The organism is Rickettsiales bacterium (genome assembly GCA_041396965.1).
Classification (GTDB): Bacteria; Pseudomonadota; Alphaproteobacteria; order Rickettsiales; family SXRF01; genus SXRF01.
In genome coordinates this window covers 39982-63995 of record JAWKXN010000001.1, presented here as the reverse complement: position 1 = coordinate 63995, position 24014 = coordinate 39982, and the positions used below count along the sequence as shown (strand labels likewise).

Genomic DNA, 24014 nt, shown 5'->3' with positions numbered 1-24014 from the left:
TATTAATAAACCTGATGATGAAAAAAAAAATTAGAATATTTTTTACGCTGCTATTTAGCCTTACCCTAAACGCCAGTGCTTACGCCGCGTCAACTGAATCAGTCATAGAAAGTTTTGAGCTTGAGAATGGTCTTAAAGTCGTGGTTGTGCCTAACCATAGGATTGCCGCAGTTAATCACACTATATGGTATTTTGTTGGGGCTAGTGATGATCCATTAGGAAAATCAGGTCTTGCTCATTATCATGAGCACGCGATGTTTTTAGGAACAAATAATTATAAATCCGGTGAGTATAGTAATATAATATCCGGCAATGGAGGGGAGCATAACGCTTTTACCGGACGTGACGCTACCGCCTATTTCATAAATATATCAAAAGATAATTTATCGCTTGCCATGCGTATGGAAGCTGACAGGATGAGATCCATAACTCCGTCTGAACAAGATATAGAAAAAGAAAAACAAGTGGTTCTTGAAGAAAGGAGAATGCGAATTGACAATAATCCAGAGTATCTTTTGGCTGAGCAGGTGAATGCTTCTTTGTTTCGGCATCACCCTTATCGTATGCCTATAATTGGCTGGAAACATGAGATAGAAAAACTTACCAAACAGGATGTTATTGATTTTCACAATAAATGGTATCATCCCAACAATGCTATGCTAGTTATAGGTGGTGATGTGACCGCGAAAGAAATAATGCCGCTGGTAGAGAAATATTATGGTAGCCTACCAAAAGCCGAGATCCCAACAAGAAATTGGACTGATGAGCCACCACAAAATACGCAAAGACTACTAAAGATGTATCATGAGCAGGTTACAAAACCGCAACTAACTATGAATTGCGCAACCGCTAGTCTTAATTATGGCAATAAAGAACAAGCTATACCTCTTTATATATTTTCTCAAATAATTGGTGGTGGAAAAACTAGCAGGCTTTATAAATCTTTAATTAAAGAACAAAAGCTAGCTTCTTCCATATATGTTGATTATAGCGGATTTAATCGTGGTCCTGGTGGATTTTTTATATTATCAGTTCCTGAGCATGGTGTTGATATTAAAACCCTTGAAAAGGCGATCAAAAAAGAGATAGAAAAACTACTCAAATACGGCATAAAAAACGATGAGTTAAAAAGAGCTAAAACTCTTCTAAAAGCTGATTTTATCTACGCTCGTGATGGTCTTAGCTCTGTCGCTAATTTTATCGGCTGGATAAAAATAATCGGTCTTAAGGCTAGCTACTTCAATGAATTGCCCTCTGTAATAGATAGAGTTTCGGAAAAAGAGATTACAGAGGCTGGTAGAATTGCTTTTAATGACAATAATTGTGTTACCGCTATGTTGCTGCCAAATGATGATAATAACGGAGATAATAAGTAATGAAAAAAATTTATCTATTATTGCCGTTTATAATAATATTTATAGCAAATGGCGCGGAAGCTACTGAGGTTAAAGAAATCAAAACTAAAAACAGTTTTAACGTATGGTTGGTGGAGGAACATTCTAATCCTATAATTTCAGTAAATATAGCTTTCCGTAATAGTGGCAGTTCATATGATCCTGATGGTAAGGAAGGTCTTATAAAACTTGCTGGTTCTATGCTTACCGAAGGAGCGGGAAATATGAACTCAGAAAGTTTTACCAATAGCTTAGAGGAAAAAGCTATAAAGCTGTCCTTTAGCGCTGGAGATGATAATTTTTACGCCAATCTTAATACTTTGAGTGAATATAAACAGCAGGCGTTTTACTATCTTGGTTTAGCTCTTAGTAAACCACGTTTTGATAAAAAACCTCTTGATAGGTTAAAGAGACAGATTATTTCTCTGATTAAAGAAAATGAAAAAAAACCTTATTATCTACTAGATAGAGAATGGAAAAAACAAATATTTGGTAGTCATCCATACGCGAAACCTGATTACGGTTATCAAAATACCGTAAAGTCGATAAGTAAGAAGGATCTAAAAAACTTTACTAGCAATTATTTAACTAAGGAAAATATTATAATCAGCGTTGTTGGTGATATAACAGAACAAGAGTTAGTAGAGCTGATAGATAAAAACCTTAATAATCTACCGAAAAAATATAGTTCCGCTATCAAAATAAAGGATATTTCCGTTCAAAAAGGGGCAAAACAGACGATAATAGACAAAGACATACCACAAACTATAATTCTGTTCTCTATGGAAGGAATAAAAAGAAACTCACCAGATTATATAGACGCTTATGTTATGAATTATATTCTTGGTGGAGGAACCCTCACCTCAAGACTTAATGATAATCTAAGAGCTAAAAAAGGTCTTACATATTCTATATCATCTGATTTATCTCCTATGAATCACGCCGCTGTTTTTGGTGGAGGATTTGCTACTCGTAATGATAAAGCAAAAGAAGCTGTGTCTATATTAAAAGAAACTATTAAGCAGATGGTGGAAAATGGTGTTACGGAAAAAGAGATACGTGATGCTAAAAAATTTCTTATAGGCTCATTTATGGTAAAACTGGATAGCAATAGCAGTATTGTAAATTTTCTTACCATGATGCAATTGCATAATCTGGGAATAGATTATATGAATAGAAGGAATAAGCTAATAAATGAAGTGACAGTTGAAAAAGCAAATAATATTGCCAAGAAACTGATAAAAACTGATAAGCTACAAATTGTAATGATAGGAAAACCTAAATTTGATGGGGAAGTAAAACCATGATGTCATATCGCCATATAACGGATTATTGTATGCAGGAAACTCTAGGGGTGCATGGTCTTAGCGCGGAAGAAATAAGCGCGATTATGGATGATTTGAAAACAGGATTTAACAAAATAAAATCTCGTAAGTTTTCTGGTGCTAATCCCATACTTGATATAACAAAGCAAGATGAGGATCTTGAAGAATTGGAAACACTGGCTGAAGCTATACGCCGTCGTTTTAATCACGTTTTGGTTGTAGGATCTGGTGGCTCTGGGCTTAGTGGCTCCGCTCTAATCGCTATGTCTCCGTGTGTATCTCCAACTTTTGATTTTCTTGATAATATAGATCCTCATATGCTGGATGATATTATGGCGAAAATCCAGATAGAAAATACTTGTTTTATTGTTATCAGTAAAAGCGGTAAAACTATTGAGACATTAAGTCAGACATACGCCCTTATTGGACGGATAAAAAAGAAAATTGGACGTACTGCCCTACCCGCTCAATTTATTATGATAACTGAACCTGAGGAAGCTGAAGGGCAAAACCCGATGCGTCAGCTTGCCCGTGAATATAATATGCGAGTTTTAGACCATAAAAAGGATATTGGCGGTAGATTCTCAATCCTTACTAATGTTGGTTTATTGCCGGCTATAATAGCTGGAATTGATGTAAGGGCTTTGCGCAGAGGAGCCGCGTCCGTTGTCCGTCAACTTGAGGAGGCTGAGACACCAGCGAGTTTCGCTCCGGCTCTTGGAGCGGCTATACAATACGCGTTTTACCAGCGCAGCTACAACATAAGTGTGCTATTTCCTTATGGGCAACGTCTTAGTGGTTTGTCCGCTTGGTATCGTCAATGCTGGGCGGAAAGTCTTGGTAAAAAAGGAAAAGGTACAACTCCGGTTTGCGCTATGGGAACTACTGATCAACACAGCCAACTTCAGCTATATTTAAGTGGTCCTAAGGATAAAATATTTAATATGCTCACGATAAAACGTGAAGGAAGTGGAGATGATATAGAAGTACTTAATAGTGAGCATCCTGACGCTTTCTACATGATTGACAAAACTTTGGGTGATGTGATGGCAGCTCAGCAAAAAGCTACTATAGAAACTCTTATTCATAATCGCTGCCCGACAAGAGTTATTGAGATTGAAAAGCTTGATGAAGAACATTTTGGCGCACTTATTATGCATTTTATGCTGGAGATAATGTTTATATCATTCTTGTTCGAAATTAACCCTTTTGATCAACCCGCAGTTGAGGAAAGCAAAAAGCTTACCAGAAAATATCTGCTTGCTGAGCCATGTCTATAATTCGTGTTTTACCACCAACTTTGATTAACCAGATAGCCGCCGGTGAGGTTATAGAACGCCCAGCGTCAGTGGTTAAGGAACTTATAGAGAACTCTTTGGACGCTAAAGCGAAAAATATTGAAATATCACTTGAGCAAGGAGGGAAAAACCTAATTTCTATAAGTGACGATGGCAAGGGAATGTCAAAAGAGGAGTTATCTCTGGCTATTCAACGGCACGCTACGTCTAAACTTCCTGATAATGATCTACTTAATATAAATTTTTTGGGATTTCGTGGTGAGGCGCTACCATCAATTGGCTCGGTAAGCCGGATGAGTATTACTAGTAAGTCTACAGGACAAAAGGACGGTTGGAAAATAACGGTAGAGGGAGGAAATATAGGTGATGTATCACCAGCTAGCATTGGTTGTGCTACATCTATAAAAATAAGAGATTTATTTTACGCGACACCAGCCAGACTAAAATTCTTAAAAAGCGAACGTTCGGAAATAGCTCAGATAAATGATATTGTAAAACGTCTGGCAATGGCGAATCATCATGTTTCTTTTATACTTAGCTCCAATGGTAAAACCACTCTAAAAACGGCTTCTAATAATAAAAGGATTAACCGGATAAGTGATATTATGGGCAAAAATTTTGCCGATAACTCGGTAGCCCTTGATTATAAGCGTGATAATATAAGGCTTACCGGTTTTGCCTCTCTTCCGACATTTAATAAAGGAACTTCCAGTGAGCAATATCTATTTATAAATGGACGAGCTGTACGTGACCGTCTGCTACTTGGCGCGATAAAAGGAGCGTATCAGGGAGTACTAGCGCATGATCGTCATCCGGTAGTTGTATTGTTTATAGAAATACCTAATCAGGAAGTTGATGTAAATGTTCATCCAGCGAAAGCGGAAGTACGTTTTAGGGATAATCAAGCAGTAAGAAGTTTAATAGTAGGAGCGATTAGAAACGCTCTTAACGATGTTGGTTTTCGTGCCTCAAGCACGGTAAGCGCTTCAGCTCTGGAGCGTTTTTCAACACATAGTAAATCCGCTTCTGGTTATAGTAATATAAATAATAATGTTAATTCTCCATTAAATAGATTCTACCAACCTTTAGAAAAGGCAATGGATATTCCTATTTTAGAAGAAAGTTCTGGTGGAGGATTTAATAATCATCCTCCGGTAGTGGAACCCTTTATTCCTTCCGAGATGATGCCACCCCTTGCCAGATATGATGAGATTTATAAAGAAATAGAAAAATCAGAAGAACAAAACAAATATGACAGTAATAGTGTTGGTATGCAGGACTACACGTCTTATCCTTTGGGAGCCGCTCGTTGCCAATTGCATAAGACCTATATAGTAGCGCAAACTGATGATGGTATAGTGATAGTTGACCAGCACGCCGCCCATGAACGGCTGGTTCTTGAGAAAATGAAATTATCAATAAATAAAAATAATATAAGCAGACAAAAATTACTTATCCCTGAAATCGTCACTCTAAGTGAGGATGTGGTTGAAGCACTAATAATGAGACAAGGTGAGCTTCTTGAGTTTGGTTTTGTTATAGAAAAGTTTGGTGACGAGACGATAATAGTAAGAGAGACTCCCGCTATGCTTGGTGAGGTCAATGTTCAAGATATGGTAAGAGAGCTGGCTGATAATATAAGTGAATATGGACAGACTCTTGCCCTTAAAGAAAAAATAGAACAATTATCGGGAACTATCGCTTGTCACGGTAGTATCAGGGCTGGGCGAATGTTAAATATAGCGGAGATGAATGATCTATTAAGGCAAATGGAACAAACCCCTCTGTCTGGTCAATGTAATCATGGACGACCAACTTATATTGAGCTAAAATTAAAAGATATAGAAATCTTATTTGGAAGACGCTGATGCCTCTTTATATAATAATTACTTTCTCGGCTTTTTTTATCTCACTTATCGGAACAAAATTGGTTATCCTAACTCTTAGAAATAGCCTTAAATCTCCGGATATAAATATAATGACCGGAAAGAAAAAAGCACCAGTACCAACAAATGGTGGTATAGCTTTGGTGTTCGCTATAATTATTGGCTTTTTGGGAGTTCAAACTAATTATACTTATATCCTAATACTCGCTATATTCATGCTGACAGCTATACCGCTCTTAAGCAATGTAATGCCAATTCATCAAATAGCGAAGGTAGCTATAAGATTACTTGCGATATCTGTCGCGCTTACTACTTTTAATACATCTATATTCATTGATTTTGATAGGATGCCACCAACTCTTATTGATAAATTTTTCGCCGGTTTTTTCTGGCTATGGATAATTTATAGTTTTGATAGGCTAGAAAAAGTAGAAGGATTAATGCCATTAGGTATGATTTCAATAGGTCTTGGTTTATGCGCTCTTACCGTACTTTCTGGAACATTTTTTGATGATTTTTCTATTCAGGCTTTAATTTTCGCGGCCGCTGGTGTTGGTTTTTTATGGTGGAATCATCATCCAGCAAAAATACTCGCCGGTGAGATAGCAAGCATACCTGTTGGTTTTGTCGCTGGATATTTGCTTCTTTCGGCGGCTAGTGAAGGACATATAATAGCCATATTTATAATAGCGGCGTATTTTCTCACTGATAGTTTTGTCACGTTTTTTAACCGACCATTTTCTGAGAAATTCTCAAAACAATCTATTGATATTCCTTGCTGCGCCCTAAGAGCTATTATGAATAGTCGTAAACCACAATGGATAGTTAGAGTTATCACTGGTATTAATATATTGCTTATTTTTATAGCTGTCCAAAGTATGCTTCATGACTATATGGCTATCTTTAATTTGATAATAGCTTATATAATGGTTTTTACTATTATTTGGTTCTTTTTACGAAAAAAAGCACGCTAACATCATGAAACTTTATAAATTCAACCGTTCAACTAGGGATATAGTAGCGATAGCGCATGATACACTAATGGCGGCTTTAAGCTTTCTGCTCGCGGTTTATATAAGGCTTGGTGATGAGCAGATAGAGAAAGCCTATCATTATTTGTTCATTGGAACTTCCTCTTTTACTCTGATTTGTATAACCGTGTTCGTGTATATGCGACTTTATCGTGGATCTTGGCGTTATGTATCCATAAAAGACCTAATAGCGATAGTAAAAGCAGTTACTCTTTCCGTGCTTATTTTCGCGGTATTTATGTTTATATTTAACCGTCTGGAAGGTATGCCACGTTCTGTTTTGTTTATAAATTGGATGTTATTATTGGTTCTACTTGGCGGATCACGCTCGTTATATCGTATAGTTAAAGATCAAGCTTTTAATTTTTCCTTTAATTCTGTAACCAAAATCCCGGTTTTACTTATTGGCGCTGATGATAGCGCTGAGCAGTTTATTCGTAACTCACAACGAGATCCTGAAATTCCATATGAGGTCGTTGGTTTAGTTGATGATGATCCAGTAAAAAGAGGGCGTACCATCCACAGGGTCAGTGTCTATGGTGACAGCGATGTTATACCTACTATAGTAAGGAAACTAGAGCGTAAAGGTAGAAGACCACAAAAGTTAGTAGTCAGTAATGAAAATACTGACGCTGCCGCTATGGGTCGCCTGCTTGATATTGCTGATAGTTTAGGAATAGCCTTTGCCAGACTTCCAAAAATAAGTGAGTTCAAACAAGGAATAGTCGAGAAAAATACTATTCGCCCGATAGCGGTAGAAGATTTGCTGGGAAGACCACAAAATGTTCTGGATCGTAAGGCGATGCGTGAGCTTATAGAAAGTAAAAAAGTTCTGGTGACCGGAGCCGGAGGGACTATCGGTGGTGAGCTAGCAAGGCAAATATCCTCATATAATCCGAGTGAACTGATCATAATGGAGATGAATGAATTTAATATATACCAGATTGAGCGGGAATTACGTGGTAAATTTCCTTATCTTTCTCTTAACTGTGTGCTTGGCGATGTAAGGAATAAAGAACATGTGGCAAATGTTTTTTCTAAATATAGTCCAGAACTAGTTTTCCACGCCGCCGCTATAAAACATGTGCCAATAGCTGAATATAATATTGAGGAAGCCATACTTACCAATGTTTTTGGATCACAGAATATAGCTGAGGCATGCCTTAAATACAATATTGAAAGCATGGTTTTGATTTCCACCGACAAGGCGGTTAATCCGACTAATGTTATGGGAGCAAGCAAAAGACTAGCGGAGAGCTATTGTCAGGCGCTTGGTCGTGGTGAGCAGGAAAGTAAGAATAGGGAAAAAGGAACAAAATTTATTACTGTGCGCTTTGGTAATGTTCTTGGCTCAACTGGATCAGTAGTACCGCTATTTAACGAACAACTAGCAAATGGTGGTCCACTTACTGTTACCGATCCTGAAATGACCCGTTATTTTATGACCGTAAGAGAAGCGGTAGAGCTGGTATTGCAAGCAGCGGTTCTTGGTAATGAAATGCAGGAGAAGCGAGAATATATATTTGTGCTTGATATGGGGCAACCGGTAAAAATACTTGATCTCGCATTGCAAATGATAAAGCTCGCCGGACTTAAACCATATGCGGATATTGATATTATATTTACCGGTTTGCGCCCCGGTGAGAAATTATATGAGGAACTTTTCCATCTATCAGAAAATATAGTTGAGACCACAAATAAAGGTATTTTTCTTGCCTCACCCAGAGAGGCTGATATAAAGCATCTACGGAAAGCTTTTTTAGTTTTATATGATGAATGTAGAAATCGTAACTCCAAAGAGTCTTTGGAGTTGCTTAAACAGCTTGTTCCTGAATTCACAACGAAATCCTCTATATAATTTATGGTGAATTCTATATGCCAAAAAAAATTATTAGGAATCTTACTGGCAAAAATCGGGATAAAAAATACGATTTATATCTCGGGATAATTCTTGCCTTTATAGCCGGAACGGTAAACGCTGGAGGTTTTCTTGCTGTTGGCTACTATACTTCACACATGAGTGGAATAGTTTCCTCTATAGCCGATTTTATTGCGATTGAACGATTTAACTTAGCAGGATCAGCATTATTATTTCTGCTGTCATTTATACTTGGAGCCACAACTTCTAGCATTATTATGAGTTTCGCTAAAGAAAGGAATCTCACCAGTAAATTTGCTCTTCCTCTGATGCTTGAGGCGTTTCTTCTCATGCTTTTTGGGTCAATCGTCAGCAATTACTTCAATTTTGTATCTCTGTCCGTAAATTTAACCATATCACTTCTTTGCTTTATAATGGGACTACAAAACGCCATAATAACAAGAGTATCAAATGCTCGTATTCGCACTACACACGTAACTGGTATAGCCACTGATATAGGTATAGAAAGTGGACGCTATATCTATTGTATATTTTCTGAAAAAAAAGACTCTACTTTCAATTCAGAAAATTTTATGCTTTATATATCACTGTTAATATCCTTTCTTGGTGGTGGTATATGTGGAGCTTTTTCATTTAAGTATTTTGGTTTTATAACTGTACTCCCACTATCATTTATCCTTGCTATTTTAGCATCTGTGCCAATTATTGACGATTTTACTAGTAAAAAATAAATATAGTTGTATTTAAAGCAACCAGATACTCATCCGTTAATTAATTAACTTTAACTAAGAAGAAAATAAAAATGCCTATAAAAACCGCTCTTATTTCCGTTTCCAATAAAACTGGATTAATTGATTTCGCCAAATTCTTACGTGACAATAACGTAACTATATTATCAACCGGAGGCACAGCAAAAACCCTGCGTGACGCTGGTATAGAGGTAAAAGAAGTTTCTGACCATACTGGATTTCCTGAGATAATGGATGGGCGGGTAAAAACCTTGCATCCTAAAATACATGGCGGGATACTTGCTGTGCGTGATAACGAAGAACATAAAAACGCGCTTAATGAGCATGATATAACTACCATAGATCTAGTGGTGATAAATCTTTATCCATTTGAGGAAACTGTGGCAAAAGGCGCTAATTTTAATAGCTGTGTTGAAAATATTGATATTGGTGGTCCGAGCATGGTTCGTAGCGCGGCGAAAAATCACGAATATATTACTATTGTAACGAGCCCAAATGATTACGCTTCCGTAACAACTGAAATGAAAGAAAATAATGGATCTACAACTCTAAAAACTCGTAAATTACTAGCCGCCAAAGCATACTCAAAAACCGCTTCTTATGACGCGGCGATAAGTAGTTGGCTAAACGCGAAAAACGAAACAGATTTTCCAGAAAATTTGACGATTGCTGGAAAACTCAAACAATCGTTACATTATGGTGAAAATCCACATCAGAAAGCGGCATTTTATACAATATCTGATATAGTGGGAACTTTAGCGGCGGCAAAGCAAGTACAAGGCGCTGAGCTTAGCTATAATAATCTCAATGACGCTAGCGCCGCTTTTGAGTTAGTTCGTGAGTTTGAAAAACCGGCGGTAGTTATAGTAAAACACGCTAATCCGTGTGGTGTCGCGGTGTCTGACAATATAGTGGATGCTTTTCATAAAGCGCTAGCTTGCGATCCGGTATCGGCATATGGTGGGATCATAGCGGTAAACCGCCCTCTTAATGAGAAATTTTGCGCCGCTCTTGGTAAATTATTCTTGGAAGTGATGATAGCTCCTGACGCTGACAAAAAATCTTTGGAGATTTTAGAAAGTCGTAAAAAACTTAAATTATTACTGTCAGGTGAAATGAAAAAACCAGCTGGTAAAATGACAGTTAAAACCATATCCGGTGGGTTTTTATATCAGGAGGATGATACTATAGTAACGAGTAACGAGCTAAAAACTGTTACTTCTACAAAAGCTGACGATAGTAAGTTAGGCGACCTTATGTTCGCTTTTACTATCGCTAAACATGTAAAATCCAACACTATAGTTTTAGCGCGTGATGAGGCGACCATTGGTATTGGCGCTGGACAAATGAGTAGGATTGACGCGACTCGCATCGCCTGCTTAAAAGCCGCTGACGCTGGTCTCGATACTAGAGGAGCAGTGCTTGCCTCTGATGCTTTCTTTCCCTTCCCTGACAATGTGGAGATGGCGGCAAAAGCCGGTATAACAGCTATAATCCAACCGGGTGGCTCAATACGTGACAGTGAAGTTATAGAAGAAGCAAATAAAAATAATATCTCTATGGTATTTACTGGAATCCGCCACTTTAGGCATTGATTTTGTGATTGTTTATATAGGGAAAAATGAACGATACATATAAAAAATATATAGAAAACGCTTGTGAAATAGCAAGAGAGGCTGGGCAAATAATAATGGGTTATGTCGGTGATGGTTTTTCTACCATGAGTAAAGCGGATAGCAGCCCAGTAACCGAAGCTGATATTGCCGCTAACGACTACATAATCAAAAAATTATCAGAAAATATATCTGATATACCGTTAATAACCGAAGAAGATGAGTCATCAAGAGACCATAACCATGATATATTCTTTTTAATAGACCCTTTGGACGGTACTAAAAGTTTTGTGCGTGGTGAGGATGAATTTACAGTAAATATCGCTCTTATTGAGAATAAAATGCTGGTTTTTGGAGTGATTTACTGCCCAGCTCAGCGGGTTTTGTATTATGGTATGGATGGGTATGGGTCTTATAAGCAAATTGGTGAAAACAGTCCGATGGAAATTAAGACAAGGGAAGTACCAGCGGAAGGGGTTACGGTGGTACGCAGCCGTTCGAGTTTTTCAGAAAAAACTACCGCCTATCTTGATACATTAAATGTTCATGAAATAATCAAAAGCTCTAGCTCAGTAAAATTATGTCTGATAGCCGAAGGAAAAGCTGATATATATCCACGTTTCGGTAGGACTATGGAATGGGATATAGCCGCTGGACACGCTATATTAAAAGCCGCCGGAGGTGATATAAAAACGGCAAGTGGCAGTGAATTTCTTTATGGTAAAAAAGGCTTTGAGAATCCTGAATTTATCGCTTTTGGGAAGATTAAGTAAGCTTCGCTGATATATACCGGTTTAAGCTTACCCCTTGTTCTGCTGCCTGAATGGCTATAATTCTGTGTTGTTCAGGGGGAATACGCACCTGAAATTTTCCACTATACGTTCTACTCGCGAGTGGTTCTGGTATCTGTTCACCATTTTTTTCCATATCGGATACAACCTCTCCAACTAATTTAACCATACCCCGCAAAGCCTTAGCTGGGCTTTCCGCCAAATATGACAAGCTGGGAAATTCTACGCATAAAGCGACATGTTCCATATCATCTTCTGACCATGTAACTCTGTATGTATAGTGTTCATGATTAGTCATTCTCTTCTTCCTTTAGCTTTTTAATTGCGAACAATACTTGTTTAACTTGATAAATTTTAGCTTTTCCATCCCTAGTATTTTGAATATTTACACGTGGATCACCTTGCCATGGCATTTTATACACATAGTGGCTCGTTCCACTATTACGTGGTTTACCAAAATAGTAAGTACATACCTTAGATAAGTCAGAAAAACGTACATTTTTTGGTGATTTTATTATTTCATCAATAAGTTTTTCTATCTTATCCATAGGGCTATTATAGTATTAATACTGATACTATTCAATAAATATTTTTTGGGTCTAGACCCTTTTAGGTGATTAATTTATCACTTAAGTTATTGTTTAGATTATGAGAAATAGATATAAGAAAGTTGCGCATTTTTCTGAAAGTAAATTTAGGCAAATAATCAAGTGTTTTTCTCTTGATTTAACAGCGTCAGACACTGCTGAGATTTGTGGCTTGAGTCGTAATGCGATCAACAAATTATTCAACCAAATACGCCAAAGAATTTTTGTTCTCGCTCAAAAAGAAGCTGGAGAACAAAAAACTTCTGGCGTATTTGAGTGCGATGAATCATATTTTGGAGCCAAGCTAGTGCGTGGAAAAAGAGGTCGCGAAGCAGCTGGTAAAACACCTGTTTTCGGGCTTTTAAAACGCGAAGGAAAGGTATATGCCCAAATCGTAGAAAACTGCTCAAAACAAGGGCTTATGCCTATTATTCAAGGAAAGATTCTTGAGGGATCGAGTATCAATACAGATGGATGGAAGGCTTATGATTCATTAGTTGTAAATGGTTATGACCACTACCGCGTTTTTCACTCTCATGACGAGTTTGCAAGAGGAAAATGTCATGTAAATGGAATGGAGTCTTTCTGGTCTTTTGCAAAGAGAAGAATGGCTAAATTTAATGGATTAACAGATGAAAAATTCTATCTACATCTTAAAGAATCAGAGTGGCGTTTTAATCACAGGTGTGATAGCATATATAATCTGTTATTAAAGGAATTTAGAAAAAATCCCCTCTAAAAGTGTCTAGACCCTATTTTTTATATAGAATCTTTTTTCAATAGCATCCCAGATATTTTTCTCTAACCTCTTATTTTCTAGCTTTTCTACTGCTTTGATTCCGGTTGGTGAGGTTATATTTATCTCGGTAAGAAAATTCCCGATAAAATCAAGTCCGGCAAAAATAATTCCCTTATCTTGAAGAGGTTTGTTCAGCGCTTCGCATATTTCAGCTTGTTTCTTATTTAGTTCTGACTTTATTACCTGTCCGCCAACCCGCATATTCGCTCTGATATTTCCATCAGAAGGAATTCTGCCAAAAACTCCTTCCGCTACTCCATCTATCATTATCACCCTTTTATCCTCACCCTTTACTTCTGGCAGGAAACGCTGGCTTATTATCGGCTCTTTGCTATTGGTAAATAACATTTCTATCAAAGAATCAAAATTATCATCATCCTTTTTTAAGCGCAAAATCCCCCTACCACCATGTCCGTAAAGCGGTTTTATTACTATATCCTTATACTCGGTGTAAAAATCTCTTATCTCATTTATATCAGCGCTGATTAGGGTTTCCGGCATGAATTCCTTTAATATGGTAGGAAATATTTTCTCTGGATTATTACGTACGCTTACTGGATCATTTACCACCAGAACATCTGGTTGGAGTTGCTCAAGCAGATAGGTAGTGCTTAGATAAGTCATGTTAAATGGTGGATCTTGACGCAAAAATATCACATCCATTTTCCTTAAATTAACTGAACCACCTTCCCTAATTTCGTAATAATGGTTTTGATCAGCGAAAAATTTTATTTTATGGACGAAAGCGATAATCTCACCATTTTTATAACTAAGCTTATCTGGTGTATAATAGAATATATTATAACCACGATTTTGCGCTTCCATACCGAGTGGAAGTGTTGAGTCGCTGTTATAGTTGATGGAGCTAATATCATCCATCTGTATGGCTATGTTCAAGGTCATAGTGTCTAATTAACTGGATAACCTCTACGTGGATCATCCTTGAAACGGACATAGCTTACAACTTTTTTTACTGAATCAGTGGTACTTACTAAATTAGTAACTCTGTTAAGTTCCTCTTGATTTTGAGCGATCCCCATTAAATATACTACCTGATTTACGGTAATTACCGAATAATTCACGTCACGGATATTTTTACCAAATAATAGTCTGGTTCTTACCTGTGTGCTTATCCATACATCCTTAGCGTAATTAATAAATCCTGACTGGTCGTTTATCTGGATTTCATTTATTACCTCTTTTACTCCTTCCACCCGCCAAGCGAGATTGACCGCCTCTATCTGTGAGTTAGGTTTATCCACATTTCCAGTAAGTAGCACCCTACCCTCTATGGTTTTTATTTCTACATTGGCGAGAAGATCAGCGTAGTCTTTGTTAGCGTAAAGATTTTTTATCTGGAAAGTTATAGCGGTATCATCAATAGCGTTTCCAACTGAGCGTTCTTGGGCTACCACCATCGCTCCCTCAGTAGCCCCACCAATCATTAATGGCACACAAGCTGAGATATAAACAGAAGCAAGTGAACATACAGCAAGTTTGATAATACGCATTATTCCCTCCAAGCGTCTTTTATATGTTTGGGTAATCTCTTCGGCGTTATTAATATAGCGTCAAAACGCAGTATGTAATCATTATTTTTTATAAATATGGATTTTTTTTTGCCATAAGTCATAAACCAGTTAGTCGCTTTTGATATTTTTTGTCTTTTGCTAGGTGTGATACTATACGCGCAATCGTCAAAATTTTTTCTTGCCTTTACCTCAGCGATTATTATGGTTTTTCCTTTTTTCGCTATTATGTCTATCTCACCTTGCGGACATGAATAATTGGTTTCTATTATACTGTATCCTTTAAGCCATAAAAAAATAGCGGCCTTTTTCTCCGCCGCTATTCCTAACCTATATGCTTTTTTCCTTTTGGAATTTTTGTTCATATTTATTTATAACGTATGGTAAATACCGGTTCCAGTTCTTCTGCTTCCATTATTACCTTTTCTACTGATAGCATGACTAGTATTCTTAGTACCAGTTCCAGCGACCTGCTCTATATATCCATTTAATTCGTCATCGGATAAACTCAAGACTGTTTCTATTATTTTTCCTGTTTTGGGCATTATTCTATCACTTCTATCAGCCAAACCTTCAGCAATTACACCTCTTAACTCTCCAACTTTTGAAGCAGCAAGATTACTCATGTTTGCTTTACCTATTTTTATTTTATAGTAATCAACCAATTTTTGATGCAATATATCATCTAAACGTTTACTCAAACTTTTCATAATTACGCCCATCCATAAAATCAATAATTAATGAGTATTATTATATTATAGGTGGCAATAAAAGTAAAAATTTTTTAATAAAAAATCAAACTGGTCTTACAATGACCATAATTACTATACCGATCATTAGAATAGCTGGCACCTCATTGAAAATACGATAGAATTTGGTTGATTTGGTATTTATATCATTAGCGAAATTCCGGCGGAAACGTGCCATCATAGCGTGTACTATCTGCATTATAATAAGAAATGTAAGCTTATAATGCATCCACGACCCATTTGCTGGATCAAGAGCGTTAGTATAGAAAATTAACCAAGTTCCCGCTCCCCAAGCTACGATCATCGCTGGGTTTATGATAATACGCAGCAACCTACGCTCCATTGTTTTGAATAACTCTGATTCTGGACTGCCTATTTTTACTTGACTGTGATAAACGAAAAGTCTTGGCAGATAAAGCATACCAGCCATCCATGATATTACCGCTATTACATGCAGTGCTTTTATCCAATGATATAAATCCCCATCCATCATTTAGGCTGCTTCCTTATCCAAATTTACATCATCTGATTTCTCACTTAACGAACATGGACAAGCTCCTAAATTTTCCTTACATAATCTCTTTGCCTCAAATGACTGAGTAACGCCCTTTTCTTTTATATTAAGGCAAAGATCAGCGAGTGTTTCAATAAACATTGAGTCAACACCAAGTGTTGGAACACGAACATATCCAGTAACTCCCCACTTATCGGCAAGCTCTCTATACTCAATGTCAAGCTCAACCAGAGTCTCTGAATGTTCTGAGACGAACGATACTGGAACTATAAGTAAAGGTATCTCCTCTGTTCCGGCTTTTTTTATTTCATCTTCTGTTGATGGTGACAGCCATTTAAGTCTTCCTACCTTACTTTGATAGCAAATACTATAATCCAGCTCCTCAATGGCAAGAACTTGTGTTATCATCTCCACAGTTTTTTCTACCTGAAACTGATAAGGATCTCCCTTCTCTATCACTTTTTCTGGAAGACCATGCGCTGAGAAAAGAACTCTTGGTTTTCCAGTTTCAGAAGCTCGCCAGTAAGCGTCTTTTATAAGTCTAGCATGTGAGGCGATAAAGCCAAGATCTGTTGGGTAACAACAAATTTTACTGGTTGGTGCGTCCAGTTCAACCTTGCTTGCCGCTCTTTCCCAATCATCAAAAGATGAAGCGGTGGTAGTGGTTGAGAATTGCGGGTAAAGAGGAAGAAGTATTATATTATCAGGGTTATATTTCTTTACATTTTTAGCCACAGTATCACTCATAGGGTGCCAATAGCGCATACAAGTAAATACTCTATATTCCCGCCCTTCTTGTTCATTTTTATAAGAAAGTTCTTCCTCTAAAGCCTGTGCTTGCGCGTTAGTTTGCTCAAGTATCGGTGATTTTCCACCTATTTTATTATATATTTTTTTAGCTTTTGGCGTTCTATTTGAGGAGATAAACTTAGCGAGCAACCAACGCATTGGATTATTAAGAGAAATTATCGCCGGATCATAAAATAGATTGAAAAGAAAAGGCTTTATAGACCTTATCTCATCAGGTCCACCGAGATTAAATAATATCACAGCGGTTTTTTCACTATTTTTTTCCACAAGTTTCTCAATATTATTCTCATTATTTTCGGTCATAACTCTTAATCACATCACAAATAGCAGCTACATTATCAACAGGTGTATGAGGCAAGATACCGTGAGATAGATTAAAAATAAACCTTTTATCTGACATTTTTTCAATTATTTTTTTTGTCTGCCTTATGGCTTGTTCTTTATCACAGGCAAGCGTTACTGGATCAAGATTTCCTTGAGCTACTACGTAATCCGCTAATTCCTCATGAGCGATATCAAGTGAGATAGAACCATCAAAACTTACAGCGTCTACCCCTGTTTCTTTGGCGTAATCAATTATTTTGCTACCGGCAAGGCGAGGAAACCCTATCACTGGTATATTAGGGTATTTTTCTTTTATTTTTTTTGTTATTTTTTTAGTGGGAATTATTGAATAATCATAAAATTCCCGCTCGCTAAGAACTCCCGCCCATGAGTCAAATAGTTGAATAACCTCAGCTCCCGCCTCAATTTGTTTTAAGCTATGCTCAGATATAGCTGATATGAGAAGGTCGGTAAGATTAGTGAAAAACTCTTTTTTTTGTAACGCTATTTGCCTAACCTCTTGAAAATCACGGCTGGATTTTCCATTTAACATATAGCAGGAAAGAGTCCAAGGCAGACCACAAAAACCAATAAGAGAGGTTTCTTTATTAAGCTCTTTTCTGACCATATTTATTGCCTGATAGACAGGTTCTAGTATTTTTGAGAAATTTTCGTATGAAAGTTCAGATATGTTTTTTAGAGGAGTTAGAACTGGACCTTGTCCTTCAACAAATCTTACGTCCATGCCAAGTGCGTCAGGAATAACCAAAATGTCTGAAAATATAATAGCCGCGCTCATTCCATATCTGGAAATTGGTTGGATTGTTACCTCACACGCCGCTTCTGGATTATAACAGAATTCTAAAAAATTAGAGAAGTTACCACGAATTTTTTTATATTCAGGAAGGTATCTTCCTGCTTGGCGCATAAACCAGAAAGGTATTTTACTTGGTATATTTTTACTATTCTCAAAGTTTGATAGGAAGGTATTTTTATAAGTCATAATAAATAAAAAAATATATATAATAGATTGTATTAGTTGTTGGTGATGGTTTTTACGGGGATTATTTTTTGTTCACATATTTATCCACAAAAAATATGAGGAAATTATATTTGGACTTTTTATCGTAAGAGATAATATTTTGCCATAAATATATTGTTTATCAATGATATTTATTTTTGTTACATGTTGGTAAGTATGTGAATATATTTAGTTATCCATTTTTTTAATATACTGGTAATATATTTATCCATATGTGTATAACTTAATATATATGATGTTTTATTTTCTGGATAAAACATAGTTAACAGTTTAATTTATTGTTGATACATGGTTTATCCACAGTTTTATAAAAATATGCTATAATGAAAAAAATTAATTTACATCTAGTATCTGATTCCACCGGTGAGACGGTAGGTAGTGTGGCAAGAGCCGCCCTTGTTCAATTTGAGGAAGTAGAAGCGGAAGAGTTTGTTTGGACTCTAGTTCGCTCTAAAACAAATTTAGAAAAAGTTATATCAGAGATAAAGGAGAGTAGCGGAGTTGTAATGTATACTCTGGTTGATAGCGAGTTGCGTTCAATGTTAATCAGAGAATGTAAGAATATAGGAGTTCCTTGTATAGAGGTTCTTTCTAGCGTCGTATCGGAGCTTTCATCATATCTTGGGATGGAAAGTCATGCGCAAACCGGTAAGCAATATGAGCTTAACGAGGAGTATTTTTCTAAAGTTGACGCGATAAATTACGCTTTGGCGCATGATGATGGGCAGGCGCACTGGGAACTTGATAAAGCTGATGTTGTTATACTTGGGGTTTCCCGTACATCTAAATCACCTACTTGTATGTATTTAGCCTATAAAGGGTATAAGGCGGCGAATATACCGCTGGTACTGGACTGTCCGCTACCGGTGGGTTTAGCGGAGCTTAAAAAGCCACTTATTATTGGTCTTACCATAAATCCAGATAGGCTTCAGCAAATTCGCCGCTCTAGGCTGCAATCACTAAGTCAGGAACAGGAAACTAACTATGTTGATATGGAGTATATGCAGCGGGAGATCACTGAATCACGCAGGTTATTTTCTAAGCATAGATGGCCAGTAATAGATGTGACCAGGCGTTCGGTTGAGGAAACGGCGGCGACTATTGTTCAGTATCTGAAAAAACATCAGGAAAAGCTGGAAGAAAATAATGAATAGTATAAAAAAAGCTGGAGTTATTGGCTTTCCGGTAGCGCACAGCCTATCGCCACGACTACATAATTATTGGCTTAAAAAATACAATATTAAAGGTGAGTACAAAGCTTATCCGGTGGAATCGGAGAATTTAGGTAAGTTTATTGGAAAATTGCGTATTGATAAAGATTTTGCCGGAGTAAATTTGACTATTCCGCATAAACAAGCGGTTATAGAGTTTCTTGATGAGGTTGACGATATATCAAGGAAAATAGGAGCGGTAAATACTGTTATCTCAGAAAATGGAAAACTTATTGGTATAAATACAGATGCTTATGGTTTTGCGAATAATATAGGGCTGGAATTTCCGGATAATAAGAAAGCGGTAATAATTGGCGCTGGAGGCGCGGCGAAAGCTGTTTTATATGTTATAGGAAATTTGGAGTTTGATGAGATAATAATAGTAAATAGAACTAGAAAAAAAGCTGAGGAGCTAGCGGAAGAAAGCGGTTTTAAGGTTAAAGTGGAAGATTGGGAAGAGCGCGGCGAAGTATTAAAAGATGTAGATTTACTGGTAAATACCACCAGTCTGGGGCTTGTGGGAAACCCACCGTTAGAAATAGATTTATCGTCACTACCAAAAGAAGCGTTGGTTACTGATATTGTTTACACACCTCTTATAACACCATTTCTTGAGAAAGCGAGTAAGCGAGGTAATCAGGTGATTGATGGGTTAGGTATGTTACTATATCAAGCTGTTCCAGCTTTTGAGGCATGGTTTGGAATAAGACCGGAAGTTGATGATGAATTAAGACAGTATTTATTAAGTCAGAGATAGATATGATTGTTATTGGTCTTACAGGAAGCATAGGAATGGGAAAGAGTACCGTTGCCGATCAATTTTCTATATTTGGAGCTAAAACATGTAGTGCTGATCGGTTTGTTCACAAATTAATGGGAGTGGGTGGAAAGGCGATAGGAGAAATAAAAAAATATTTTCCTGAGGCGGTTACAGATAATTATATTGATAGGCAGATTCTTGGAGAAATAGTATTTTCTGATAAGAAAAAACTTATTTTACTTGAGGATATATTACATCCTTCGGTGATAGATATGGAAAATAAATTTATTTATAGGCAAAAGAGGCTTGGAACAAAAATTATAGTTCTAGATATACCGCTTTTATTTGAAACAGGCGGAGATGAGAGAGTTGATTTTACGGTAGTTGTAACCGCTCCTTATTTTATTCAAAGACAAAGAGTTCTTGGGCGTGAGAATATGACAGAAGAGAAGTTTGAGCGGATTATGGCAAGCCAGATGGATGATGGTGAAAAACGCGGGCGAGCAGATTTTATTATTCCCACTTCTCTTGGTAGGGCGTATAGTTTTAAGAGAGTAAAAGAGATAGTTATGAGGCTTGAAATATAATGAAAAGAGAAATCGTACTAGATACCGAGACAACAGGTCTTGAGCCAAAAGATGGGCATAGGCTAGTTGAGATTGGTTGTGTTGAGCTTATTGATGGTATCAGAAGTGGCGAGTTTTTTCATATATATCTTAATCCTGAGCGAGATATGCCGCCTGAGGCATTTCGGGTGCATGGGCTTTCTACCGAGTTTCTGATAAGTAAGCCGGTATTCGCGGAGAAAGTTGATGATTTTCTGGAGTTTATCGCCGATTCAAAGCTGGTTATCCATAATGCCGCTTTTGATATGAAGTTTCTTAACTTTGAGTTGGAACGTCTTGGATTCGCTTCGTTAAATATGGATAGAGTGGTTGATACTTTACTTATCGCTCGTAAGAAATTTCCGGGAAGTCCGGCTAATTTGGATGCTCTTTGTAAACGCTTTAATATAGATCTTTCAGGAAGAACAAAGCATGGGGCGCTGTTAGACTCCGAATTGCTTGCTGATGTTTATCTTGAGCTTATGGGGGGTAGGCAAGCGACCTTTATTCTTGATGGCAGTAGGAATGAAGAGGAAAATTATGAGCATCAGGCGAAAATATCCGATAAAAAAGAGGAGTTAGAACCGAGAAATTTTTCTATAAGTGACGAGGAAATATTCGCTCATAGCGCGATGCTTGAAAAAATCAAAAACCCGATATGGTTGGAGGAAGCGTAGGTATCGCTGGTTTCGTCATTACACTTAATCCTAATATTTTTTGGAAGGAACTGGAGAAATTTGAATTGAAGAAATGAGGAAAAATATGATTATAAAGTTATGTTAGCGGTTTTTGTTGTGTCACGTCTATAAAATAGCTCAAATACAAAAAAGCCTCCCCGAAGAAGGGAGGCTTTTATTTTTACCCTATGGAAGAGAGAATTAGTTAGTTCTAACAAGTCTAATTTCTACGCGACGATCTTCAGCTAGGCAAGAAATAAGGTCTTTTTTGCTAAGAGCTTTTGCGTCACAATTAGTAACTGGTCTGCTTTCACCGAAAGCTTCTACGGTAAGTTTACGAGTTTTTAGACCTTTTCTAGCTAGGTAGTTCTTAACGGTTTTAGCACGCTTAGCTGAAAGGCTTCTATTGTATCCGTTATTACCGATACTGTCAGCATAACCAGCTATATCAATAGCTTGAACTTCTTTTGACTCTTTAATTAGTCTTGACACAGTATTTAATTTTGATCTCTCACGAGAATTCAAAGTAGATCTGTTAAAATCAAAATAAACATTTAGCATTTCTCTGCTTATTTTATCTACAACCACTTCTTGTTTACCAGAGCACGCATCGCTCGCCGCGTCCCATTTGCTCACAACACAGTTGTTAAAAGTGTTTTTTACGATATTTCTGTTGTAATCAACTACAACATCATTAATGCTACCAGCGAAGACTGTGGAAGGGGTAAGCGCTAGGCTTATGGCAGCTATAATACAAGATTTTTTTAGGTTGATCATGAGCGGTATCCTTTATTCTTAGAAGTTATAATCTGTTATAATGTAACCTGCTTAAGTTTATTATAATTACCTTTAATTAGGATTAATATCCAGACATATAGGAAAATAACCTGAACAACCCACTAAACGCAACATATATTTACTATAATCGCAGGCACTATTAGGTATAGGTTACTAGATAAAAATCAGCCGATTGTCAGGTAAAATATGAAAAACTAACATATATTATTACATGTTTTTATTTAACTGATGCTAGATTGTCACATAGTTTAGTTGGAACTAGCGGAGGATTTAGTTCTATTTTGTTCGTATAGTACTCTAAAATCAATAGGATCAAGCATTAATGGAGGAAACCCGCCGTCTCGTGTTACGTCAGCTATTATTCGGCGAGCAAATGGGAAGAGAATAAACGGACAGTCAATCATTAGAACTGGTTCTATGTATTTTTCATCTATGTTAGATATTTCAAATATTCCGGCGTAAGAAAGTTCTATAAGGAAAACGGTTTTATCCTCAATAATGGCTCGCGCTGTAAGAAAAATAGTTGTCTCGTATAGGCTTTCCTGCAGGTTTCTAGCTTTTAGCTCAACATTAACCTCTATTCTGGGCTGGTTGTTGGAAGCTATAAGGCTTTCCGGTGAATTTGGGCTTTCAAATGATAGGTCTTTTATGTACTGACCTTTTATGCCAAATGTCGCGGAATTGTTTTGATTGTTTTTTTCGTTCATGGCTATTCTCCCCTAGTAGGATTAAATTTGTATATAAAAATATATGGTTTATACTGAAGATGTTTGGTAATAGAGCATATATGATTGGATTGCCATAGAAAATATATGGTAGTTTAGGGTGATATAGTCATTTGATTTTGTTTTTATATAGCGCTAAGCTTTGCCTAGTGTATTATTCCGCATTTTGGCTCGTTTGCCTTGTGTAAAAATAAACTGAAATGACTATCGTAAAATATTATTCAAATATTAAGGGTTTTTATGTCTGAAGGTATGCCTTACGCTGATATTATAATAATCGCCTTAGTAGCGGGTTTTATATTGCTGCGCTTGCGCAGTATATTGGGGCAGGATAATGGTGATAGTAATTTTCTTAAAAAGACTAGAGAGAAAATAGAGGATTCTGAGCCGATAATACAGTTGGGTGAGAAAATAGCTAAAAATAAACCAGTTACGCAGCAGGAAGATTCTTACGCTAGCAGTCTTGCTGGTGGCGATATTTCAGAAAAAATTAAAAAAATAAAGGAAAAAGACGCTTCGTTTAATACCACAATTTTCCTTGATGGTGCTAAGATGGCGTTTGAGATGGTGTTTGATGCTTTTAATAAGGGAGATAAAAAGACTCTTTCTATGCTTCTTTCTAAAGAATTATATGATGATTTTGTTGAGGATATGGATAGTCGTGCTAAATCCGAAAATAAATTAGAGACTACTTTATTATCCGTCGCCGCTAAGGAGATTATGGAATTAAAAATTGATAGCAAGAATGTGGCTTCTATTAAAGTGTATTTTGAAAGTGAGCAGGTGAGTGTTGAAAGAGATGATAAAGGTGAAATAGTTGGAGGAGATCCATCAGACGTTCAGAATATACGTGATGAGTGGGTTTTTGAGAAGGATATAACCTCTAAAAATCCTAATTGGAAAATAATAGAAACTTGA

26 protein-coding genes are annotated in these 24014 nt (G+C 36.9%); 15 read left to right on the top strand and 11 right to left on the bottom strand.

Annotated features, from left to right (window positions below; genetic code table 11):
- Positions 1-14 precede the first annotated feature (14 nt).
- The 9 genes from R3D71_00350 (at position 15) to cysQ (ending at position 11948) form a co-directional block, all read left to right on the top strand.
- Positions 15-1376, top strand: a complete 1362-nt coding sequence (locus R3D71_00350; GenBank protein MEZ5690100.1) for a pitrilysin family protein — start codon at positions 15-17, stop codon at positions 1374-1376.
- Entirely contained in the window at positions 1376-2701 is a 1326-nt protein-coding gene (locus R3D71_00345; protein MEZ5690099.1) for a pitrilysin family protein, read from the top strand. The genes R3D71_00350 and R3D71_00345 overlap by 1 nt, the downstream gene beginning before the upstream one ends.
- A complete protein-coding gene (locus tag R3D71_00340; protein ID MEZ5690098.1) occupies positions 2698-3999 on the top strand; it encodes a hypothetical protein in 1302 nt (433 codons plus the stop codon). Before R3D71_00345 ends, R3D71_00340 begins: the two co-directional genes overlap by 4 nt.
- Positions 3990-5885: a DNA mismatch repair endonuclease MutL gene (gene mutL, locus R3D71_00335; protein ID MEZ5690097.1), complete on the top strand. Its 1896-nt coding sequence runs from the start codon at positions 3990-3992 to the stop codon at positions 5883-5885. The genes R3D71_00340 and mutL overlap by 10 nt, the downstream gene beginning before the upstream one ends.
- Positions 5885-6877, top strand: a complete 993-nt coding sequence (locus R3D71_00330) for a hypothetical protein (GenBank protein MEZ5690096.1) — start codon at positions 5885-5887, stop codon at positions 6875-6877. The genes mutL and R3D71_00330 overlap by 1 nt, the downstream gene beginning before the upstream one ends.
- Positions 6878-6881: 4 nt before the next feature.
- Positions 6882-8792 carry a nucleoside-diphosphate sugar epimerase/dehydratase gene (locus tag R3D71_00325; GenBank protein MEZ5690095.1) on the top strand — a complete coding sequence of 637 codons (1911 nt, stop codon included), beginning with the start codon at positions 6882-6884 and terminating at the stop codon, positions 8790-8792.
- 17 nt (positions 8793-8809) lie between these two features.
- Entirely contained in the window at positions 8810-9544 is a 735-nt protein-coding gene (locus R3D71_00320; GenBank protein MEZ5690094.1) for a YoaK family protein, read from the top strand.
- 71 nt (positions 9545-9615) lie between these two features.
- Entirely contained in the window at positions 9616-11157 is a 1542-nt protein-coding gene (purH, locus tag R3D71_00315) for a bifunctional phosphoribosylaminoimidazolecarboxamide formyltransferase/IMP cyclohydrolase (protein ID MEZ5690093.1), read from the top strand.
- A gap of 26 nt (positions 11158-11183) precedes the next feature.
- The gene (cysQ, locus tag R3D71_00310) at positions 11184-11948 is read left to right on the top strand and encodes a 3'(2'),5'-bisphosphate nucleotidase CysQ (protein MEZ5690092.1); all 765 of its coding nucleotides are present in this window, start codon (positions 11184-11186) and stop codon (positions 11946-11948) included.
- Here the strand turns inward: cysQ and R3D71_00305 are convergent.
- Both R3D71_00305 and R3D71_00300 read right to left on the bottom strand, forming a co-directional pair.
- Positions 11941-12264, bottom strand: a complete 324-nt coding sequence (locus R3D71_00305) for a type II toxin-antitoxin system HicB family antitoxin (GenBank protein MEZ5690091.1) — start codon at positions 12262-12264, stop codon at positions 11941-11943. The genes cysQ and R3D71_00305 overlap by 8 nt on opposite strands.
- Positions 12257-12514: a hypothetical protein gene (locus tag R3D71_00300; protein ID MEZ5690090.1), complete on the bottom strand. Its 258-nt coding sequence runs from the start codon at positions 12512-12514 to the stop codon at positions 12257-12259. Before R3D71_00300 ends, R3D71_00305 begins: the two co-directional genes overlap by 8 nt.
- Before the next feature lie 100 nt (positions 12515-12614).
- Here R3D71_00300 and R3D71_00295 point away from each other — a divergent pair, with 100 nt between their 5' ends.
- Complete coding sequence (locus R3D71_00295; GenBank protein MEZ5690089.1) at positions 12615-13292, top strand: IS1595 family transposase; 678 nt, start codon at positions 12615-12617, stop codon at positions 13290-13292.
- 6 nt (positions 13293-13298) lie between these two features.
- On the opposite strand, the gene gshB is transcribed toward R3D71_00295, so the two are convergent.
- From gshB to hemE, 7 genes are all read right to left on the bottom strand, one after another.
- Positions 13299-14255, bottom strand: coding sequence for a glutathione synthase (gene gshB / locus R3D71_00290; protein ID MEZ5690088.1), 957 nt, complete (start codon positions 14253-14255; stop codon positions 13299-13301).
- Positions 14256-14260: 5 nt separating this feature from the next.
- Positions 14261-14863: a BON domain-containing protein gene (locus R3D71_00285; GenBank protein ID MEZ5690087.1), complete on the bottom strand. Its 603-nt coding sequence runs from the start codon at positions 14861-14863 to the stop codon at positions 14261-14263.
- Positions 14863-15246: a YraN family protein gene (locus R3D71_00280; GenBank protein ID MEZ5690086.1), complete on the bottom strand. Its 384-nt coding sequence runs from the start codon at positions 15244-15246 to the stop codon at positions 14863-14865. The genes R3D71_00285 and R3D71_00280 overlap by 1 nt, the downstream gene beginning before the upstream one ends.
- 6 nt (positions 15247-15252) lie before the next feature.
- Positions 15253-15582, bottom strand: coding sequence for a hypothetical protein (locus R3D71_00275; protein MEZ5690085.1), 330 nt, complete (start codon positions 15580-15582; stop codon positions 15253-15255).
- A gap of 94 nt (positions 15583-15676) precedes the next feature.
- A complete protein-coding gene (gene hemJ, locus R3D71_00270; GenBank protein ID MEZ5690084.1) occupies positions 15677-16123 on the bottom strand; it encodes a protoporphyrinogen oxidase HemJ in 447 nt (148 codons plus the stop codon).
- A complete protein-coding gene (gene hemH / locus R3D71_00265) occupies positions 16124-17257 on the bottom strand; it encodes a ferrochelatase (GenBank protein MEZ5690083.1) in 1134 nt (377 codons plus the stop codon). It abuts the gene before it with no gap.
- Positions 17244-18281 (bottom strand): uroporphyrinogen decarboxylase, encoded by a 1038-nt coding sequence (hemE, locus tag R3D71_00260; GenBank protein MEZ5690082.1) that lies wholly within the window; start codon positions 18279-18281, stop codon positions 17244-17246. The genes hemH and hemE overlap by 14 nt, the downstream gene beginning before the upstream one ends.
- A gap of 362 nt (positions 18282-18643) precedes the next feature.
- Between hemE and R3D71_00255 the strand changes: the two genes are divergently transcribed.
- Genes R3D71_00255 through dnaQ form a run of 4 tightly spaced genes read left to right on the top strand, consistent with a single transcriptional unit; the run spans position 18644 to position 21573 of the window.
- Complete coding sequence (locus R3D71_00255; protein ID MEZ5690081.1) at positions 18644-19474, top strand: pyruvate, water dikinase regulatory protein; 831 nt, start codon at positions 18644-18646, stop codon at positions 19472-19474.
- Positions 19467-20288 carry a shikimate dehydrogenase gene (locus R3D71_00250; GenBank protein MEZ5690080.1) on the top strand — a complete coding sequence of 274 codons (822 nt, stop codon included), beginning with the start codon at positions 19467-19469 and terminating at the stop codon, positions 20286-20288. Before R3D71_00255 ends, R3D71_00250 begins: the two co-directional genes overlap by 8 nt.
- Positions 20289-20290: 2 nt before the next feature.
- Positions 20291-20878: a dephospho-CoA kinase gene (gene coaE, locus R3D71_00245; GenBank protein MEZ5690079.1), complete on the top strand. Its 588-nt coding sequence runs from the start codon at positions 20291-20293 to the stop codon at positions 20876-20878.
- Entirely contained in the window at positions 20878-21573 is a 696-nt protein-coding gene (gene dnaQ / locus R3D71_00240) for a DNA polymerase III subunit epsilon (protein ID MEZ5690078.1), read from the top strand. Before coaE ends, dnaQ begins: the two co-directional genes overlap by 1 nt.
- Before the next feature lie 201 nt (positions 21574-21774).
- Here the strand turns inward: dnaQ and R3D71_00235 are convergent, their stop codons facing one another.
- Together R3D71_00235 and secB are read right to left on the bottom strand one after the other, a co-directional pair.
- Positions 21775-22350: an OmpA family protein gene (locus tag R3D71_00235; GenBank protein ID MEZ5690077.1), complete on the bottom strand. Its 576-nt coding sequence runs from the start codon at positions 22348-22350 to the stop codon at positions 21775-21777.
- Between the two features lie 269 nt (positions 22351-22619).
- Positions 22620-23078, bottom strand: coding sequence for a protein-export chaperone SecB (gene secB, locus R3D71_00230; protein ID MEZ5690076.1), 459 nt, complete (start codon positions 23076-23078; stop codon positions 22620-22622).
- 258 nt (positions 23079-23336) lie between these two features.
- On the opposite strand from secB, the gene R3D71_00225 reads away from it, so the two are divergent.
- Positions 23337-24014: a Tim44/TimA family putative adaptor protein gene (locus R3D71_00225; GenBank protein MEZ5690075.1), complete on the top strand. Its 678-nt coding sequence runs from the start codon at positions 23337-23339 to the stop codon at positions 24012-24014.

Coding starts and splice junctions, on each gene's coding strand:
- R3D71_00350 (MEZ5690100.1), top strand. CDS start 15: ATGATGAAAAAAAAAATTAGAATATTTTTTACGCTGCTATTTAGCCTT.
- R3D71_00345 (MEZ5690099.1), top strand. CDS start 1,376: ATGAAAAAAATTTATCTATTATTGCCGTTTATAATAATATTTATAGCA.
- R3D71_00340 (MEZ5690098.1), top strand. CDS start 2,698: ATGATGTCATATCGCCATATAACGGATTATTGTATGCAGGAAACTCTA.
- mutL (MEZ5690097.1), top strand. CDS start 3,990: ATGTCTATAATTCGTGTTTTACCACCAACTTTGATTAACCAGATAGCC.
- R3D71_00330 (MEZ5690096.1), top strand. CDS start 5,885: ATGCCTCTTTATATAATAATTACTTTCTCGGCTTTTTTTATCTCACTT.
- R3D71_00325 (MEZ5690095.1), top strand. CDS start 6,882: ATGAAACTTTATAAATTCAACCGTTCAACTAGGGATATAGTAGCGATA.
- R3D71_00320 (MEZ5690094.1), top strand. CDS start 8,810: ATGCCAAAAAAAATTATTAGGAATCTTACTGGCAAAAATCGGGATAAA.
- purH (MEZ5690093.1), top strand. CDS start 9,616: ATGCCTATAAAAACCGCTCTTATTTCCGTTTCCAATAAAACTGGATTA.
- cysQ (MEZ5690092.1), top strand. CDS start 11,184: ATGAACGATACATATAAAAAATATATAGAAAACGCTTGTGAAATAGCA.
- R3D71_00305 (MEZ5690091.1), bottom strand. CDS start 12,264: ATGACTAATCATGAACACTATACATACAGAGTTACATGGTCAGAAGAT.
- R3D71_00300 (MEZ5690090.1), bottom strand. CDS start 12,514: ATGGATAAGATAGAAAAACTTATTGATGAAATAATAAAATCACCAAAA.
- R3D71_00295 (MEZ5690089.1), top strand. CDS start 12,615: ATGAGAAATAGATATAAGAAAGTTGCGCATTTTTCTGAAAGTAAATTT.
- gshB (MEZ5690088.1), bottom strand. CDS start 14,255: ATGACCTTGAACATAGCCATACAGATGGATGATATTAGCTCCATCAAC.
- R3D71_00285 (MEZ5690087.1), bottom strand. CDS start 14,863: ATGCGTATTATCAAACTTGCTGTATGTTCACTTGCTTCTGTTTATATC.
- R3D71_00280 (MEZ5690086.1), bottom strand. CDS start 15,246: ATGAACAAAAATTCCAAAAGGAAAAAAGCATATAGGTTAGGAATAGCG.
- hemJ (MEZ5690084.1), bottom strand. CDS start 16,123: ATGATGGATGGGGATTTATATCATTGGATAAAAGCACTGCATGTAATA.
- hemH (MEZ5690083.1), bottom strand. CDS start 17,257: ATGACCGAAAATAATGAGAATAATATTGAGAAACTTGTGGAAAAAAAT.
- hemE (MEZ5690082.1), bottom strand. CDS start 18,281: ATGACTTATAAAAATACCTTCCTATCAAACTTTGAGAATAGTAAAAAT.
- R3D71_00255 (MEZ5690081.1), top strand. CDS start 18,644: ATGAAAAAAATTAATTTACATCTAGTATCTGATTCCACCGGTGAGACG.
- R3D71_00250 (MEZ5690080.1), top strand. CDS start 19,467: ATGAATAGTATAAAAAAAGCTGGAGTTATTGGCTTTCCGGTAGCGCAC.
- coaE (MEZ5690079.1), top strand. CDS start 20,291: ATGATTGTTATTGGTCTTACAGGAAGCATAGGAATGGGAAAGAGTACC.
- dnaQ (MEZ5690078.1), top strand. CDS start 20,878: ATGAAAAGAGAAATCGTACTAGATACCGAGACAACAGGTCTTGAGCCA.
- R3D71_00235 (MEZ5690077.1), bottom strand. CDS start 22,350: ATGATCAACCTAAAAAAATCTTGTATTATAGCTGCCATAAGCCTAGCG.
- secB (MEZ5690076.1), bottom strand. CDS start 23,078: ATGAACGAAAAAAACAATCAAAACAATTCCGCGACATTTGGCATAAAA.
- R3D71_00225 (MEZ5690075.1), top strand. CDS start 23,337: ATGTCTGAAGGTATGCCTTACGCTGATATTATAATAATCGCCTTAGTA.